Consider the following 14975-nt stretch of genomic DNA (forward strand, 5'->3'; position numbering starts at 1 on the left):
TTTCCTCCTATACTTAAGGGTTCGTCACACGAACTCCCTGTACAAAAATATTAACGGAATCAACAGCTAATCCTACAGTTTTGTCCAGAGTGTACTTTACCTTTGATTGCACATTATGTGCAACTTCCGAGATTTTCGTTCCATAACTTACGATAATATACATATCGATATGAACTTCTTCCTCTTCTTGACGGACAATTACACCCTTAGTAAAGTTTTCTTTTCTTAAAATTTCGGCAATGCCGTCTTTAAATTGTTTTTTGGAAGCCATTCCTATAATTCCGTAGCAATCCACGGCTGCACCGCCTGCTACAGTAGCGATAACATCATTAGAGATATCAATTTGTCCATACTTCGTTTGTAATTCGATAGACATTTTCTTTTCCCTCCCAAAAATCAAATCAACTAAAGACATTTTACTATAATGTCTATGGTTTTAAAAGTAAATGTCTTACGGTTCTATATATAATTCAATTTTGAAGTATGTATGTCAAGGTTTTTTTCTTGAAAGTAATTAACTGAAGTATTGCATTCTAACGGTAGGTATGATAAATTATTAAAGTATTTTACAAAGACTTAAGACGACTGCGAAAAACTTAAGCTTGTTGTAGTTAGGAGGGAATTTAACATGGCACGTAAATGTGTAATCACTGGAAGAAGAACTCGTTCTGGTAACAGCCGCTCTCACGCAATGAACGCTAGCAAGCGTACATGGGGCGCTAACCTTCAAAAAGTACGTATTTTAGTTGACGGTAAACCTAAACGTGTATACGTTTCTGCAAGAGCTCTTAAATCGGGCAAAGTAGAACGCGTATAATGTTACGGCATCCTCTTAGGATGCCTTTTTACTTGTAATGGCCGGTATTTAATGGGGATGGTTTTAATTCGTTGATCATGACTAGTCTGCATCAAGAAAGGAAGCCTTCACCCATTAATGGATGGCCGCCCCTTTCATTTTCCCGAAAAATAACACCTCCCTATATTCGAGAGGTGTCATGGAGATAAGTATCAGCCTTTTTTAAACGCTCCGAGCATAGCCCTTACCAAACTGCCCAGAACTTTTGGCAATTTAATCGTATAAAATTTCATCATGCCCCTCCTCTTTGCATCCCACAAATAAGATGAAGTGGAATTTTTCTATTACAACATAAGCTTTTAAGCGGATATAGGATGATCGTAATTATATCCGAATCTGCCCTAAGCATGAATTTTAATCACTGCTTCTTATCACCATTAATATGCCTTTCTCAAATGAAACATTCCCAGATTCGGAAATTAGTTCATTGCTGATGCAAAGCGTCGAACCTATTTCCAAGCTTGCATCATTCAGTGGGTATTTGAAACCCGAAAGTGTAATGCCGGTGACTTCCGCCGTTACAGGGAGCAATGACAAGTATTTCTTATCATCCAAAGCAGTGACCTCATATGAACCCGCTGTCTTTACTGTGAATATATTTTGCTGATCGACTATGTATATATCTGTATCGCCATGATATGGGAGGACACTTTCTTTTTGGAGCAGCTGGATATTTCCAAGAAAGTGGTCCATTCTCCCCCCTGTAGCGCCCAGAATGTGAATTTCACTTGGCTTTTGACTTATTGCCCATTTAAATGCAATTTCTAAATCCGTTTCATCCTTTTCCGAAGAATATAGATTGATTTGTTCCAGCCTTTGCTCAATCTTCTTGTATTCACCTTCCGAAACTGAATCAAAATCCCCAAAACCGCACTTAGGTTCGATACCTTCTTCAAGCAAGGACCATACTCCCCTATCAACCCCAACCCAAAGATCAGTCTTCTCCTTATACCATGTCAGATCCGGCCAAAGACATTCAGGACCTCCAGCCATTATGCTAATAATCATCTAAATCATCCTTTTCTATATATATTCAATTGATAAAAAAAGCCGATCACCATCATACGAATATGATAGTGTCGGCTTATATCACTTTCCCCGGATCTTTTGAATCGCTGCGTGTCGATCTTCTTGATTATATATTGCCGAGCCGGCCACTAGGACTGTCGCCCCTTGTTCAATACATAGTTTAGCCGTTTCTTCATTTACTCCACCATCAATCTCTATTTCCAAATTTTGATTATACATTCCTGCCATCGCCTTCACTTCGGCAATTTTGGGCAGTACGGATTTAATGAACTTTTGCCCGCCAAAACCCGGATTAACCGTCATCAGCAATACCATGTCAATATCTTCGATTATAGGTTGGATCAAGGAAGCTGGAGTAGCTGGATTAAGCACCACGCCTGCCTTTACACCAAAAGATTTAATCAATTGGATCGTCCGATGCAAATGAGTGCACGCCTCTACATGTACAGTTATATAATCGGCTCCCGCTTTCGCAAAGGCCTCGATATAACGATCGGGTTGTTCGATCATTAAATGAACATCAAGCGGAAGCTTTGTCACCGGTCGGATAGCATCAACAATTAGTGAGCCTATCGTTATATTCGGCACGAAATGCCCATCCATGACATCTACATGGATTAAATCCGCTCCGCCCCTTTCCACATCAAGAATTTCTTCTCCCAATTTTGCAAAGTCAGCTGATAAAATGGATGGTGCGATTTTAACCATTTTAATACCTCGGCTTTCTATCTCTGATTTCTTCTAAGAATTGCATATAATGCTCATATCGATAACGTGGAATTTCCCCGGCATCAACCGCTTCCTTCACTGCACACTTCGGTTCTTTATCGTGCAGACAGGCCCGGAATTTACAGTCTTCCCCATGCTTATGCATTTCCGGGAAGCAATAGGATAACCGTTCAGCTTCCATTTCCATAAATTCAAGTGAACTGAACCCTGGAGTATCCGCGACAAGTCCAGAGCCAATATGAATCAATTCAACGTGGCGGGTGGTATGCTTCCCACGTCCCAGGTGTGAAGAAATATCATCCGTCTTTAAAGCCAATTCAGGATTGATTGCATTCAGCAAAGACGATTTCCCAACACCGGACTGACCGGCAAACACACTGGTTTTTCCTTCCAGGTAAGGCACTAGTTCTTCTATTCCTCCAGCGGTAACTGAAGATGTCTCCAGTACAGTATAGCCAAGTTTCTGATAGTCCTTGATATACTGAGACAATTTCTTTTGGTTTTCAGCAGTAACCAAGTCAAGTTTCGTCACGACGATAATGGGTTCGATTTCGTTATCTTCGATCAGTACGAGAAATCGATCAAGCAAGGCTGGACTGAAATCAGGTTCCACTGCCGAAAAGACAAGGATTGCCTGGTCTACATTCGAGATTTGCGGACGTATCAATTCATTCTTTCGCGGTTTTATTTCGGTCACGGTCCCGTCCGTTTTATTTTCCGCTTCAAAAACCACATAATCACCCACAAGTGGCGTTACCTTATTCTTCCTGAACAATCCCCGTCCGCGGCATTGATAGACCTCTTCACCATCATGGACATAATAAAATCCACTTAATGCTTTGATAATTTTTCCTTCGGGCATAACCACACTCCTAATTATTAAATTTATTCTGGATATGAGACGGCTTGGTCGATAATGACCTGATTGTCCCGCATGACTTTATATCCTGCTTTCTTATCGGGGGAAACATTTAATTCGATCGTTCTCTTGGCATCTTCCAAGATAAAGAATGTTTCTTTAGGCTCCGTCATGCTATTTTTGATATCCTCAATGAAAATCTGAATTTTTTGCGCTTTGCCTGGCTCAACCGGGTCATACTCGATTTTGATTTCCTCCGTTACAATCTTGGGAGGAATCTCTTCTTTCCCTTTTGAAAGGACCACCTTCACAGTACTGCCCTTTTCCACCTTCGTAGCAGGTTCGGGTGACTGGGAAATGACAAGCCCCTCTGCTACGGAATCATCATAGATTTCTTCTTCGACATCTATCTTTATTCCACTCTCACTTGAATAATCATTAAGGCCAGCTTCATTGAACCCCGTTAAGTTCTTCAAGCTAAGCAGATCTTCCCCTTTACTGACCGTTAGCTCAAGCTCCGTTTCGGATGGTACGATTTCAGTGGCACCCGAAGGCGATTGTTCTATGATCGTACCAGCAGCACTGACATCATATTTTTCAGTCACGCTTATGTTTTTGAATCCCATTTTATCAAGCAGGGATTTAACATCCGAGTAGTCTCGACCTTCATAGCTGGACAATGAAATCGTCTCTTTGCCAATGCTTTGATAAATATCGATTTCTGCGCCTTCCTTGACCGTCTTACCTTCCTTAGGGTTGGTTTTGATTACAAGACCAGCTTCAACCTCTTCATCTTCAATCTCGATCGTTTCTCCAATTTCCAAATCCAATTCTAGCAGATCAGTAATGGCATCATCCAATTCTTTCCCTTTAAGGTCAGGGATCGTCACTTCCTTCGAAACAAGGAGGGGAGGTAAAACAGTGACAGATAAAACAGCAAGCAGGGCGAGAACTAAAAAGGTGGTCACCAAGATTGCAGGCATGTTCTTTCGTTTTTTACCTTTGTGTTCCGACTTGTTTTTTTGTTTTTTCTGTTTCTTTTGTTTTTTCTGTTTCTTTTTCGATTTAATCTCTGCTTCTGATTCACTTTCTTCATCGTCCGCATAGACTAATGTATTTTTTTCAGGACCCCTTATGATTGTCTCGTCAATGCTTGAAAGCTGATCATCCGTTATGACAGGGATGGCTTTTGTTGCATCATGATCTTCGGGAATCGCAAAAGGCAGTTCATTTGAACGCTCCGGATTAAGCGACGTCCGCATGTCATCTTCCATTGAGTCCACGCTCTCATAGCGGTGATATGAATCTTTGGCTGTCGCTTTCAAGATAATATTTTCCACACTCTGAGGTATTTCAGGGTTCCAGCGTTTTGGCGAAGGAGTTTCCGATTGTAAATGTTTAAGAGCTATCGAAACGGCTGATTCACCAGAAAAAGGCAATCTCCCCGTCAACAATTCAAACATGACGATGCCAAGTGAATAAATGTCCGATTTCTTATTGGCCATACCGCCTCTGGCCTGTTCAGGAGATAAATAATGAACCGAGCCCAAGACTGCATTGGTCTGCGTTATGTTTGTTGCACTTAGGGCCAATGCAATGCCAAAGTCCGTAATCTTGACGGTTCCTTCTTTATCAATCAAAATGTTCTGTGGCTTGATGTCTCGATGGATGATCCCATTATGATGGGCATGGGAAATCGCTGCCGTGATTTGCTTCATGATATCCAAGGCTTCATCAACTGGAATTGGATAATATTTTTGTATGTATTGCTTAAGTGTAAAACCGTCCACGTATTCCATTACAATATAATAGATGGAATCTTCTTCACCAACATCATAAATACTTACGATATTGGGATGGGCCAAACTGGTTGCCGATTGGGCTTCCCGATTGAAGCGCTTGATGAACTCTTCGTCATTATTAAAATCCATGCGAAGGATTTTCAATGCAACATCTCTATCTAAGATCATATCCCTTGCAAGGTAAACATTCGCCATACCGCCGCCGCCGACCATCTCGATCAGTTTATAACGGTCGTTGATTCTTCTACCAATCAACATTCAATTCACCTGCTTTCACTTTCTTCAGTAAATTGAACAAGCACAAGGGTGATATTATCTTCCCCGCCGTAGTGATTGGCCTTATCTATCAATGAATTCGCCTTTTCTTCAAGTGGCTGTCCATTGGTTACCGTTTCTTCCAGTTCCTGTTCGCTCACTTTATTCGTCAAACCATCCGAACAAAGCAATAGTAAATCATTTTCTTCAAAGATGACCGTCATAATGTCCATTTCCACTTGCGTTTCTGTCCCCAACGCTCGTAATAAAACATTTTTCCGTGGATGGTTTTCGGCATCTTCCTTCGAAATCTGCCCGGAACGGACCAATTCGTTAACAAGTGAATGATCTTCCGTGATCTGCTTAAAACCGCTCTCATTATACAAATAACATCGGCTGTCCCCGATGTTGGCAATGGTAGCAAACTTGTCGGTGCAAATGGCTGCAACAATGGTGGTCCCCATGCCCTTACATTCCGTATTCGCTTCTGCATGTTCAAAAAGCAACTGATTGACCAAGAAGATTTGCTGCTTCAGCCAATCCTCGGCATCATTTGCCGTTTCGATTCCGGTGGATACTTCCCAGCCCTTTTTCAGAAGGTCTATCGTCATTGCACTGGCTACATCCCCGGCACGGTGGCCGCCCATGCCATCTGCAACGATGGCAAGGCGAACGCCTTCCGAGTTATTAAAGATTCCGCCATTATCTTCATTATGCTGGCGGACTTTTCCACGGTCTGTCTTAAATATTGCCCTCATAGGGTCACCTCGTCTCTTCTTTGCGCTCCTTGGCCCGAAGCTGGCCGCAGGCTGCGTCAATATCACTGCCTTGTTCTCTTCGGATCGTTACATTAATGCCGCGCTTCTTCAATGTTTTTTCAAACTCAAAAATTTGGTCACGAGGTGTACGTACATAGTTGCGTTCAGGTACATAGTTAACCGGTATTAAATTGACATGGCATTTTATCCCGGTTATTAAATTTGCTAATTCTTCTGCGTGCTCCACTGTATCATTTTCCCCACCGAATAGACCATATTCAAAACTTACACGGCGACCTGTTTTTTCTGTATAGTATTTAATGGCTTCAATCAAGTCTGGAAGTTTGTAGGCCTTATTGATCGGCATCAATTTACTTCTCAATTCCGTGTTCGGTGCATGAAGGGAAACAGCAAAGTTTATTTGCATGCTTTCTTCGGCAAACTTATAAATTTTAGGAATGATTCCACTTGTGGAAACGGTAATATGACGCGCGCCGATGTTCAAGCCCTTTTCATGGTTTATATTCTTCAAGAATGACATCATATTATCGTAATTATCAAACGGTTCACCGATTCCCATGATAACGACAGAACTAACACGTTCTTCCGATTCGTCAAGTGCTTGCTGAACTTTAACGACCTGGGCAACAATTTCCCCTGATTCAAGATTCCGCTTCAAACCGCCTAGTGTCGACGCACAGAATGTGCAGCCAATTCTACATCCAACCTGCGTTGTCACGCAAATGGAGTTTCCGTATTCATGGCGCATCAGCACCGTTTCAATCGAATATCCATCATGGAGTTCAAATAAAAACTTTATCGTTCCGTCATTGGACGTTTGCTGAATCAAAGTTTTCAGTGTTGTGAAGGTGAATTGTTCTTCCAGCTTATCCCGTAATGATTTCGAAAGGTTGGACATATCTTCAAAACTGGAGACACGCTTTTTATAAAGCCAGTCATATACTTGATCGGCCCGGAATGCCTTCTCTCCATTTTGAAGAAGCCATTCTTTAATTTGGTGAAGCTCTAATGAGTAGATCGATGGTTTTTCTGGTGTCGTGTCTTTTCTTACTCTAGATGATTTAGTGATTTCTGCCATTACAGCACCTTCTTTCTAAAACTCGCAATAAAGAATCCGTCACTGCTAAAATATTGCGGAAAAACTTGCAGCGTATGACCCTCGATAAATGGCTGAACGCTTTCAGGCATTCTTGTGGACAAGGTTGCATCGCTTTCAAAATCCGGATGGCTTTCCAAAAATGCTGCAGCGACTTTGTCATTTTCTTCTTTATCCACCGTACAGGTACTATATACTAACCGTCCGCCTTGCTTAACAAGCGGGGCAGCCGATTCCAATAATTGTTTTTGTATACTTGAGAGTTTCATTATATCATCTTTTGTTTTAGTGTACTTTACATCAGGCTTCCGGCGCATGACTCCCAATCCGGAACATGGTGCATCGATCAGGACCCTGTCAAACCCTTCCTTATTAAAATGTTCTTGCACTTTTCTGCTATCAAGGGCCATGGTCTTAATATTGTTTCTGAGTTTTAGGCGCTCCGCCTGCTCTTTAATGAGCTTGACCTTATGCTCATGAAGGTCGAGCGCATATACTTGTCCTGTTGTCAAGCCTTCTGCGATATGTGTCGTTTTCCCTCCAGGTGCAGCACAGCAATCGAGCACAGCATCATTTTCATTCGCACCTAATGCATGGGCAACAAGCATTGAACTCTCGTCCTGAATCGATAAATACCCCAATTTATAGCTTTCTGAATGAGCAAGATTCCCTTTATAGCTGACGATTGCTTCGGGAACGACTTCACTTGCTTCAACATGATATCCTTCTTCCGTTAATATGCTGATCAGTTCACGGCGTGAAATCTTCTTTAAATTGACCCGTCCTGTCTGTAATGGCGCAGTTAAGTTGATTTCACACATTTCCTTGGTTTTTTCATAACCAAATTGCTCTACCCAACGCTGGACCAGCCAAATTGGATGACTTACTTCTATGGAAAGCCGTTCAAGATCATCTTTAATTTCCTCTAAAGAAGGAACACCATTTCTTTGAATATTGCGAAGCACACCATTTACCATCGAAGATGTACCCTTGTGTCCGCGCTTTTTGGAAATTTCGACAGCCTCGAAAATGATTGCATGATCAGGCACTTTATCTAAATAGACCATTTGGTAAACGGAAAGTCTTAGTAAATTGATGACCCAGCTTTGCGTTTTTTTAGGTTGTTTAATATACGGGTTCAAAAAATAATCCAAAGTCATCTTCCGCTGTATGGTACCGTAGCTTATTTCTGTAAGCAAACCACTGTCCACGACGGATAACTGATGCTTTTTAATCAAGTTATTCAATAATAGGTTACTGTAGGATTGATTTTTCTCTACAGATTCCAAAATATCGAGAGCGATTTCACGTACTCCCTTTTTAGTTTGCTTCATTCTGTTCTCCTAACTTCATGCCTGCTTTAATGAACGACCCGGCTCCGCGCAAGTAATCTTTCGCCAGCATTTTTTTCTTTCCTGAAGGCTGCAGTTCTGTTACTAGTATTGCCGTCTCATTGCCTGTCGAAACGATGAAACCATCATTTTGTACATCAATGACCGTGCCCGGCAAGGCCTGTTTGCCATCTTCAAGTTTCTTTACTTGCCAAATTTTCAAAATGGAACCGTCTAAGGTAGTATAAGCAACAGGCCAAGGATTCAGGCCGCGTATATGGTTATAGATGTCTTCCCCTGATTTCGACCAGTCGATTTTTTCCTCCGACCGTTTGATGTTAGGCGCAAAAGACGCTTTAGCCTCATCTTGCTTAATCGCCTGTAACTCCTCATTAATAAGTTTTGGAAGTGTCTCTGCAAGTAAATCCGATCCTATCTTGCTTAATTTATCATGCAGTGTACCGACATTGTCTTCTTCCTCTATTGTAACTTCCGCCTGAGTCAATATATCACCTGCATCCAATTTTTCGGCCATATACATGATGGTTATCCCAGTCTTTTCTTTCCCCTGTAAAATGGAATAATGAATGGGCGCACCTCCACGCAGTTCAGGAAGCAGGGAGGCATGTACATTAATACAACCGTACTTAGGGGCATCCAACAATTCATTCGGAAGGATTTGTCCGAAAGCCGCCGTCACCACTAAGTCAGCATTCAATGCAATGATTTTTTCAAGTTCTTCTTTTTCACGGATTTTTTCGGGCTGATAAACGGGTATCCCCTGCTTTTCGGCTTCGACTTTAACTGGCGGCGGCGTTAGTACCTTTTTCCGGCCTACTGGACGATCGGGCTGTGTGACAACAGCGATCACATCATACCCTTCATCGATGATCCTTTTCAATACCGGCACTGAAAAGTCCGGTGTACCCATAAAAATAATTTTTGTCATTCTTCTCCAAACCTTTCTAACTCTTCTTCCGAAATATACCGGGAAACCTTACTTGTAAATAAAACTCCTTGTAGATGATCGATTTCGTGCTGAAGGGCCCTTGCGAGGAAATCTTCCGCTTCTATCTCGAAAAAAGATCCTTTTCGGTCTTGTGCCCGGACTTTGACACGGTATGGACGCGATACTTCACCATATAAACTCGGGAAGCTCAAGCATCCTTCAACACCTGTCTGTTCGCCTTCCATTTCCAGCACTTCCGGATTAATCAGTTCGATTGCTGATCCTTCCTCTATTTCAACGACGGCCACTTGCTTTTTCACGCCAACCTGAGGTGCTGCAAGTCCAACGCCATCCGCCTCCACCATCGTTTCATACATGTTATTTAACAGCTTTGCCAACTTTTTATCAAAACTTGTTACTTTATCGCATTTTTGTTTTAAAATTTTTTCAGGAAACAAAACAATCGGTAAAATAGCCAAAATTAAAGGTACCCTCCTAGATATGAAAAACAACACTTCGTTATATAAAATCGCAAGCTGTTACAGCTCGCGGTAATCATCCATCTCTTAAACAATTACATCATGATCTGTGGATTTAAATCTATTGAAATCTGCAGATGATTTTGAGCGGTTTCTTTTTGGTAATGCTCCAAAAGTGTGCGTAAATGCTGATTAAGGTCCGGTTCTCGTTTGTATTTTATCAGACATTGATAGCGATATCTATTGTTGATTCGACTAATGGGCGAAGCAACCGGACCCAGTACGATAGAATCACGATTCAATCGCGAGCCTAAATAATTGGTAATTTTTTCAGTGACACTCACCGTTTTCATTAAGTCTTCATGTGAAACGGTTATAAGGACCACATAATAATAGGGAGGGTAATGACTTTGCCTCCGCAGATGCATCTCACGTTCATAAAAAGCATCAAAATCCTGTAAGGCAGAAAGCTCGATGCTGTAGTGCTCCGGCGTATAGGTTTGGATGACCACTTCTCCCGGAAGCTGATGACGTCCCGCCCTTCCGCTGACTTGTGTCAGCAGCTGGAATGTCTTTTCCGAAGAACGGAAATCAGGCAGATGTAGCATCGTATCAGCTGAAAGGACTCCAACAAGGGTGATATTAGGAAAATCAAGGCCCTTGGCTATCATTTGGGTGCCTAACAATATATCGGCCTTTCCTTCACCAAAGGCATTCAGCAACCGCTCATGTGAACCCTTCTTACTCGTCGTGTCAACATCCATTCGTATTACCCGTGCTTCAGGGAGGATTTTTGCAAGCTCTTCTTCAACCTTTTGAGTGCCTGTGCCGAAGAACCTTATATGTTCACTTTCACATTCGGGGCAAACGGAAGGCATTCCTTCTTCAAACCCACAATAATGGCATTTCATTATATCATTAAAGCGATGATATGTGAGTGAAATGTCACAATTAGGGCAGTTGATGACCAATCCGCAGCTTCGGCACATCACAAAGGAAGAATGACCCCTTTTATTTAGCATCAAAACTGTTTGCTCCCCCTTCTCAAGCCGGTCTTTCAGCTTGGTAAAGAGCAGCTCCGAAAACATGGAACGATTTCCCGTTCTCAGTTCTTCCCTCATATCTACAATATCCACTGCCGGCAACGCATTTTTATTCATCCTCTGGCTAAGGGTCAATAATTTATAGACGTTTTTCTTGGCTCGCGCAAAAGATTCAAGTGTAGGTGTGGCGCTGCCTAGAATAACAGGACACCTATATGATTTTGCTCGTTCAATGGCAACGTCCCTGGCATGGTACCTTGGCGTTTCTTCTTGCTTATAACTGGATTCATGCTCTTCATCAATGATGACCAGTCCGAGGTTTTCAAAAGGAGCAAACACGGCGGAACGCGCGCCCACCACAACTTTTACTTCTTTACGGTGAATTTTCCGCCATTCATCATATTTTTCACCTACGGATAAACCGCTATGCATGACCGCTACCTGCTCCCCAAATCGTTCCTTAAACCTCTTCACCGTCTGTGGCGTTAAGGAGATTTCAGGTACAAGCATGATGGCTTCCTTCCCTTTTTCAATGACAGAGGCAATTGCCTGTAGATACACTTCCGTCTTCCCGCTGCCGGTTACACCATATAAAAGGAAAACATCATGTTCATCATGATGTATTTTCTCGTTGATGGGCTTCAAGGCAGCTGTTTGTTCAGCTGTCAGTGTAAAGGGAGTGGATTTTTCGAACACACGGTTTTCATAAGGATCACGGTAAATTTCTTGATCCATTTCCGCCAAGGCCCCTTTTGATACAAGGGATTTGACGGTACCGCTTGATGTGTTTATCAATTCAAGCAATTCCTTTAACGGAATGGGTTCTTGATGTTCAATAAAGTATTGAAGGAGTTCCTGTTGTTTTTTTGCATGGCTGGATATGGCTGATGCCATTTCTTTCAGTTCCTTAGGGGATAGCAAAGATTTAATGACACGGACCGTCTTCTTATTAAGTCGGTTTTTCACATTATATACGAGCTCAAGATTGCCATTTTGCATTTCCTTTTGGAAGAGGGAGGCGTTCTCCCCTTCAATCACGTCTTTCCAGGATATTGAATCATTTTTTCCGAAAAGGTTTTGAATGAAGGGAGGGAGCCGATCCTTTTTATCTTCAACGACTTTGATCACTTTTTCATACTTTGCTTTCATCGCTGCCGGAAGCATGGCCTGTAGCGCTGAAATTTTAAAACACATCGCCTCTTTGGTCAACCAGTCACCCAGCTGAAGCAATTCATCATTAAGGATGGGCTCCAAGTCCATTGGTTCTTTTATATAGCGTAATTTCGCAAAGTCGCTTTTAGCTTTTAAGCCTGTGACGAATCCCTGAACCATTCTTGGACCGAATGGGACGATTACCCGCATTCCGGGCTTGATGACTTGGTTCCACTTTTCAGGTATGCGATAATCGAATTCTCGATCCGTTTGTTTAGCAGGTACATCCACGATGACGGATGCTATATCCATAAGACATCATTCCTTTTGCTTGCGAGATACTTCTGCCAGGATGCTTTTAGCTATATCCGCTTTACTCATTTTTGGAAGTTCGGTCGCACTTCCATCTTTATCGTAAATGGTCACGATGTTCGTATCCGTTCCAAATCCTGCCCCTGCAACGGTAACATTATTGGCAACGATCATATCTGCATTCTTTTTGACTAATTTTCCTCTTGCGTATTCTTCAACGTTGTTCGTTTCAGCCGCAAAGCCTACCAAGATCTGATGAGTTTTATTTTCACCGAGCTCCTTAAGGATATCCTTTGTCCGTTCAAATTCAATCACATTTTCCCCTGGCTGCTTTTTCATCTTTTGAGCATGATAAATCTTTGGTTTATAGTCCGCCACTGCAGCAGTCATGATTACGACGTCACTGGAATCGAACTGATCGAATACCGCATCATACATATCCGCTGCAGATTCCACTGGTATTACGCTAGCCTTGGAAGGTGGCATCAAGTTCACTGGGCCAGTAATCAATGTCACCTCAGCGCCCATTTCAATTGCCACTTCGGCTAGGGCATAGCCCATTTTGCCGCTGGAATGATTCGTCACGTAACGCACCGGATCTATTGCTTCACGAGTCGGTCCTGCCGTTATCAAAAATTTCTTTCCTTTAAGAGGCTGTTTCTGTGATTTGCGTTCACCGAAATATCGATTAAGGTGTTCTACGATTGTTTCTGGTTCCTCCAATCGTCCCTTCCCTACATAACCGCATGCCAAATACCCTTCACCCGGTTCAATGAATTGATATCCAAACGACCGAAGTGTCTCCATATTTTTCTGTACCGCTGGGTGGGCGTACATGTGCACATTCATTGCCGGCGCAACCCAGACAGGTGCTTCCGTTGCCAGTAGTGTTGTCGTGATCATATCATCCGCGATTCCATTGGCTACCTTGCCAATGATATTGGCTGTGGCTGGAGCCAACAGGATGATATCAGCCCAATCAGCCAAGTCGATGTGGGCAATGACTGAAGAATCCTTCTCATCAAAAGTATCTGTATAAACATCATTTCTCGAAAGGGCTTGAAAGGTGAGCGGAGTCACGAACTTACGTGCCGATTCACTCATGATCACTTTAACATGCGCACCTTCCTGAGTTAATTTACTTGTCAGGGCAGCAGCCTTATATACAGCAATCCCGCCGGTGACACAAAGAAGTACTTTTTTATCGATAAGCATGCAAATTTCCCCTAACTATACATTCTATTTTCTTCTAATTATGACGGAAAACCGAAGAAATTTCATTTGAAATGCGCAATAGCATATGGATTTCCCCAAACATTCCATATCTTTGCCTGCTTTCATCAATGACTTCCGTTACTTTAAAAAAATCAAAACAAACAGGCCTGACACCTTGGCCGCAGGAAGGAAGCACTTTCCAAATGTAACGCTCCTGTTTGCTTTAGGGTGTCAGGCCCGATAGGTCAAGCTATGTGTTCTCTTAGTTTTCCTCGTAAGAATTATCGTAAGTCAATTTACCGGAATGAATTTCTTCAAGGGCACGACCTACTGATTTATGGGAAACCGGTTTCGCTATGAGGCAATTATCTTTAATTTGCATTTCCCTGGCACGCTTAGCTGCCACTGATACAAGTGAGTATTTAGAATCGATTTTAAGTAATAGAGAATCAATTGATGGATATAACATAATTTATTCCGCCTCCAACATTTTTTTATATAAAGCAGCAACTCTTTCCCGACGGCAATGCTCGGCAATTACAATTGCATTAATTCTAGCACACGCAGCATCCACATGATCATTTTCAACAACATAATCATACAGATCCATAAGTTCTATTTCTTCCTTCGCCACTTTCATCCGTCCTTTTATCGCTTCCTCCGTCTCGGTCCCGCGAGTAACGATGCGGCTTTCGAGTTCGGTCAAACTCGGAGGAGCAAGGAAAATGAAAAGTCCTTCAGGGAATTTCTCCCGGACCTGTTTAGCTCCTTGAACTTCTATTTCCAGAAATACATCTTTTCCGGAATCGATTGTTTCACGGACATAATCCACGGGTGTTCCATAATAATTACCGACGAACTCAGCATATTCCAGCAATTTGCCCTCTTCGATCAGTGCTTCGAATTCCTCGCGTTTTTTGAAGAAATAGTCCACTCCGTCCACTTCCCCATGGCGAGGCAGCCGTGTCGTCATCGAAATTGAATATTCGAATGCCGTTCCTGGCTGAGAAAAAATCGCCTTCCTTACAGTTCCTTTACCAACACCGGATGGACCGGACAAAACGATTAATAAACCTTTTTCTCTCATAT

Annotated in this window: 16 protein-coding genes; 1 reads left to right on the forward strand and 15 read right to left on the reverse strand. The window is 42.3% G+C overall.

The genetic code is table 11. The annotated features are described in order from the left end of the window. Positions 1 to 13: 13 nt before the first annotated feature. The gene (locus Q8G36_RS06005; RefSeq protein ID WP_048684651.1) at positions 14 to 376 is read right to left on the reverse strand and encodes an Asp23/Gls24 family envelope stress response protein; all 363 of its coding nucleotides are present in this window, start codon (positions 374 to 376) and stop codon (positions 14 to 16) included. A 252-nt stretch (positions 377 to 628) separates the two neighbouring features. Between Q8G36_RS06005 and rpmB the strand changes: the two genes are divergently transcribed. Next, positions 629 to 817, forward strand: coding sequence for a 50S ribosomal protein L28 (gene rpmB / locus Q8G36_RS06010; protein ID WP_034313767.1), 189 nt, complete (start codon positions 629 to 631; stop codon positions 815 to 817). A gap of 191 nt (positions 818 to 1008) precedes the next feature. On the opposite strand, the gene spoVM is transcribed toward rpmB, so the two are convergent. From spoVM to gmk, 14 genes are all read right to left on the reverse strand, one after another. Beyond that, entirely contained in the window at positions 1009 to 1089 is an 81-nt protein-coding gene (spoVM, locus tag Q8G36_RS06015) for a stage V sporulation protein SpoVM (RefSeq protein ID WP_034313769.1), read from the reverse strand. A 121-nt stretch (positions 1090 to 1210) separates the two neighbouring features. Then, positions 1211 to 1864 (reverse strand): thiamine diphosphokinase, encoded by a 654-nt coding sequence (locus tag Q8G36_RS06020; protein WP_305159366.1) that lies wholly within the window; start codon positions 1862 to 1864, stop codon positions 1211 to 1213. 81 nt (positions 1865 to 1945) lie between these two features. Then, positions 1946 to 2593, reverse strand: coding sequence for a ribulose-phosphate 3-epimerase (gene rpe, locus Q8G36_RS06025; RefSeq protein ID WP_305159365.1), 648 nt, complete (start codon positions 2591 to 2593; stop codon positions 1946 to 1948). Between the two features lies 1 nt (position 2594). Then, entirely contained in the window at positions 2595 to 3476 is an 882-nt protein-coding gene (rsgA, locus tag Q8G36_RS06030; RefSeq protein ID WP_305159364.1) for a ribosome small subunit-dependent GTPase A, read from the reverse strand. A gap of 23 nt (positions 3477 to 3499) precedes the next feature. Continuing rightward, a complete protein-coding gene (gene pknB, locus Q8G36_RS06035) occupies positions 3500 to 5533 on the reverse strand; it encodes a Stk1 family PASTA domain-containing Ser/Thr kinase (RefSeq protein ID WP_305159363.1) in 2034 nt (677 codons plus the stop codon). Positions 5534 to 5538: 5 nt separating this feature from the next. Further along, positions 5539 to 6288 carry a Stp1/IreP family PP2C-type Ser/Thr phosphatase gene (locus Q8G36_RS06040; RefSeq protein WP_305159362.1) on the reverse strand — a complete coding sequence of 250 codons (750 nt, stop codon included), beginning with the start codon at positions 6286 to 6288 and terminating at the stop codon, positions 5539 to 5541. Between the two features lie 4 nt (positions 6289 to 6292). Then, complete coding sequence (gene rlmN, locus Q8G36_RS06045; RefSeq protein WP_305159361.1) at positions 6293 to 7387, reverse strand: 23S rRNA (adenine(2503)-C(2))-methyltransferase RlmN; 1095 nt, start codon at positions 7385 to 7387, stop codon at positions 6293 to 6295. Further along, positions 7387 to 8739, reverse strand: coding sequence for a 16S rRNA (cytosine(967)-C(5))-methyltransferase RsmB (gene rsmB, locus Q8G36_RS06050; RefSeq protein WP_305159360.1), 1353 nt, complete (start codon positions 8737 to 8739; stop codon positions 7387 to 7389). Before rsmB ends, rlmN begins: the two co-directional genes overlap by 1 nt. Further along, positions 8726 to 9685: a methionyl-tRNA formyltransferase gene (gene fmt, locus Q8G36_RS06055; protein WP_305159359.1), complete on the reverse strand. Its 960-nt coding sequence runs from the start codon at positions 9683 to 9685 to the stop codon at positions 8726 to 8728. The genes rsmB and fmt overlap by 14 nt, the downstream gene beginning before the upstream one ends. Beyond that, on the reverse strand, positions 9682 to 10164 hold the full coding sequence (gene def / locus Q8G36_RS06060) for a peptide deformylase (RefSeq protein ID WP_305159358.1): 483 nt from the start codon (positions 10162 to 10164) through the stop codon (positions 9682 to 9684). The genes fmt and def overlap by 4 nt, the downstream gene beginning before the upstream one ends. 95 nt (positions 10165 to 10259) lie before the next feature. Continuing rightward, positions 10260 to 12671: a primosomal protein N' gene (gene priA, locus Q8G36_RS06065; protein WP_305159357.1), complete on the reverse strand. Its 2412-nt coding sequence runs from the start codon at positions 12669 to 12671 to the stop codon at positions 10260 to 10262. A 6-nt stretch (positions 12672 to 12677) separates the two neighbouring features. Further along, positions 12678 to 13886 carry a bifunctional phosphopantothenoylcysteine decarboxylase/phosphopantothenate--cysteine ligase CoaBC gene (gene coaBC / locus Q8G36_RS06070; RefSeq protein ID WP_305159356.1) on the reverse strand — a complete coding sequence of 403 codons (1209 nt, stop codon included), beginning with the start codon at positions 13884 to 13886 and terminating at the stop codon, positions 12678 to 12680. A 262-nt stretch (positions 13887 to 14148) separates the two neighbouring features. After that, positions 14149 to 14355 carry a DNA-directed RNA polymerase subunit omega gene (rpoZ, locus tag Q8G36_RS06075; RefSeq protein WP_064461813.1) on the reverse strand — a complete coding sequence of 69 codons (207 nt, stop codon included), beginning with the start codon at positions 14353 to 14355 and terminating at the stop codon, positions 14149 to 14151. 3 nt (positions 14356 to 14358) lie between these two features. Further along, positions 14359 to 14973, reverse strand: a complete 615-nt coding sequence (gene gmk / locus Q8G36_RS06080) for a guanylate kinase (protein ID WP_241591087.1) — start codon at positions 14971 to 14973, stop codon at positions 14359 to 14361. Positions 14974 to 14975 lie beyond the last annotated feature (2 nt).

The organism is Peribacillus frigoritolerans (assembly GCF_030676415.1).
GTDB classification, from domain to species: domain Bacteria; phylum Bacillota; class Bacilli; order Bacillales; family DSM-1321; genus Peribacillus; species Peribacillus frigoritolerans_A.

Coding starts and splice junctions, on each gene's coding strand:
- coaBC (WP_305159356.1), bottom strand. CDS start 13,886: ATGCTTATCGATAAAAAAGTACTTCTTTGTGTCACCGGCGGGATTGCT.
- rpmB (WP_034313767.1), top strand. CDS start 629: ATGGCACGTAAATGTGTAATCACTGGAAGAAGAACTCGTTCTGGTAAC.
- Q8G36_RS06040 (WP_305159362.1), bottom strand. CDS start 6,288: ATGAGGGCAATATTTAAGACAGACCGTGGAAAAGTCCGCCAGCATAAT.
- fmt (WP_305159359.1), bottom strand. CDS start 9,685: ATGACAAAAATTATTTTTATGGGTACACCGGACTTTTCAGTGCCGGTA.
- pknB (WP_305159363.1), bottom strand. CDS start 5,533: ATGTTGATTGGTAGAAGAATCAACGACCGTTATAAACTGATCGAGATG.
- rpe (WP_305159365.1), bottom strand. CDS start 2,593: ATGGTTAAAATCGCACCATCCATTTTATCAGCTGACTTTGCAAAATTG.
- spoVM (WP_034313769.1), bottom strand. CDS start 1,089: ATGAAATTTTATACGATTAAATTGCCAAAAGTTCTGGGCAGTTTGGTA.
- rpoZ (WP_064461813.1), bottom strand. CDS start 14,355: ATGTTATATCCATCAATTGATTCTCTATTACTTAAAATCGATTCTAAA.
- gmk (WP_241591087.1), bottom strand. CDS start 14,973: ATGAGAGAAAAAGGTTTATTAATCGTTTTGTCCGGTCCATCCGGTGTT.
- rsmB (WP_305159360.1), bottom strand. CDS start 8,739: ATGAAGCAAACTAAAAAGGGAGTACGTGAAATCGCTCTCGATATTTTG.
- rlmN (WP_305159361.1), bottom strand. CDS start 7,387: ATGGCAGAAATCACTAAATCATCTAGAGTAAGAAAAGACACGACACCA.
- Q8G36_RS06020 (WP_305159366.1), bottom strand. CDS start 1,864: ATGATTATTAGCATAATGGCTGGAGGTCCTGAATGTCTTTGGCCGGAT.
- rsgA (WP_305159364.1), bottom strand. CDS start 3,476: ATGCCCGAAGGAAAAATTATCAAAGCATTAAGTGGATTTTATTATGTC.
- priA (WP_305159357.1), bottom strand. CDS start 12,671: ATGGATATAGCATCCGTCATCGTGGATGTACCTGCTAAACAAACGGAT.
- Q8G36_RS06005 (WP_048684651.1), bottom strand. CDS start 376: ATGTCTATCGAATTACAAACGAAGTATGGACAAATTGATATCTCTAAT.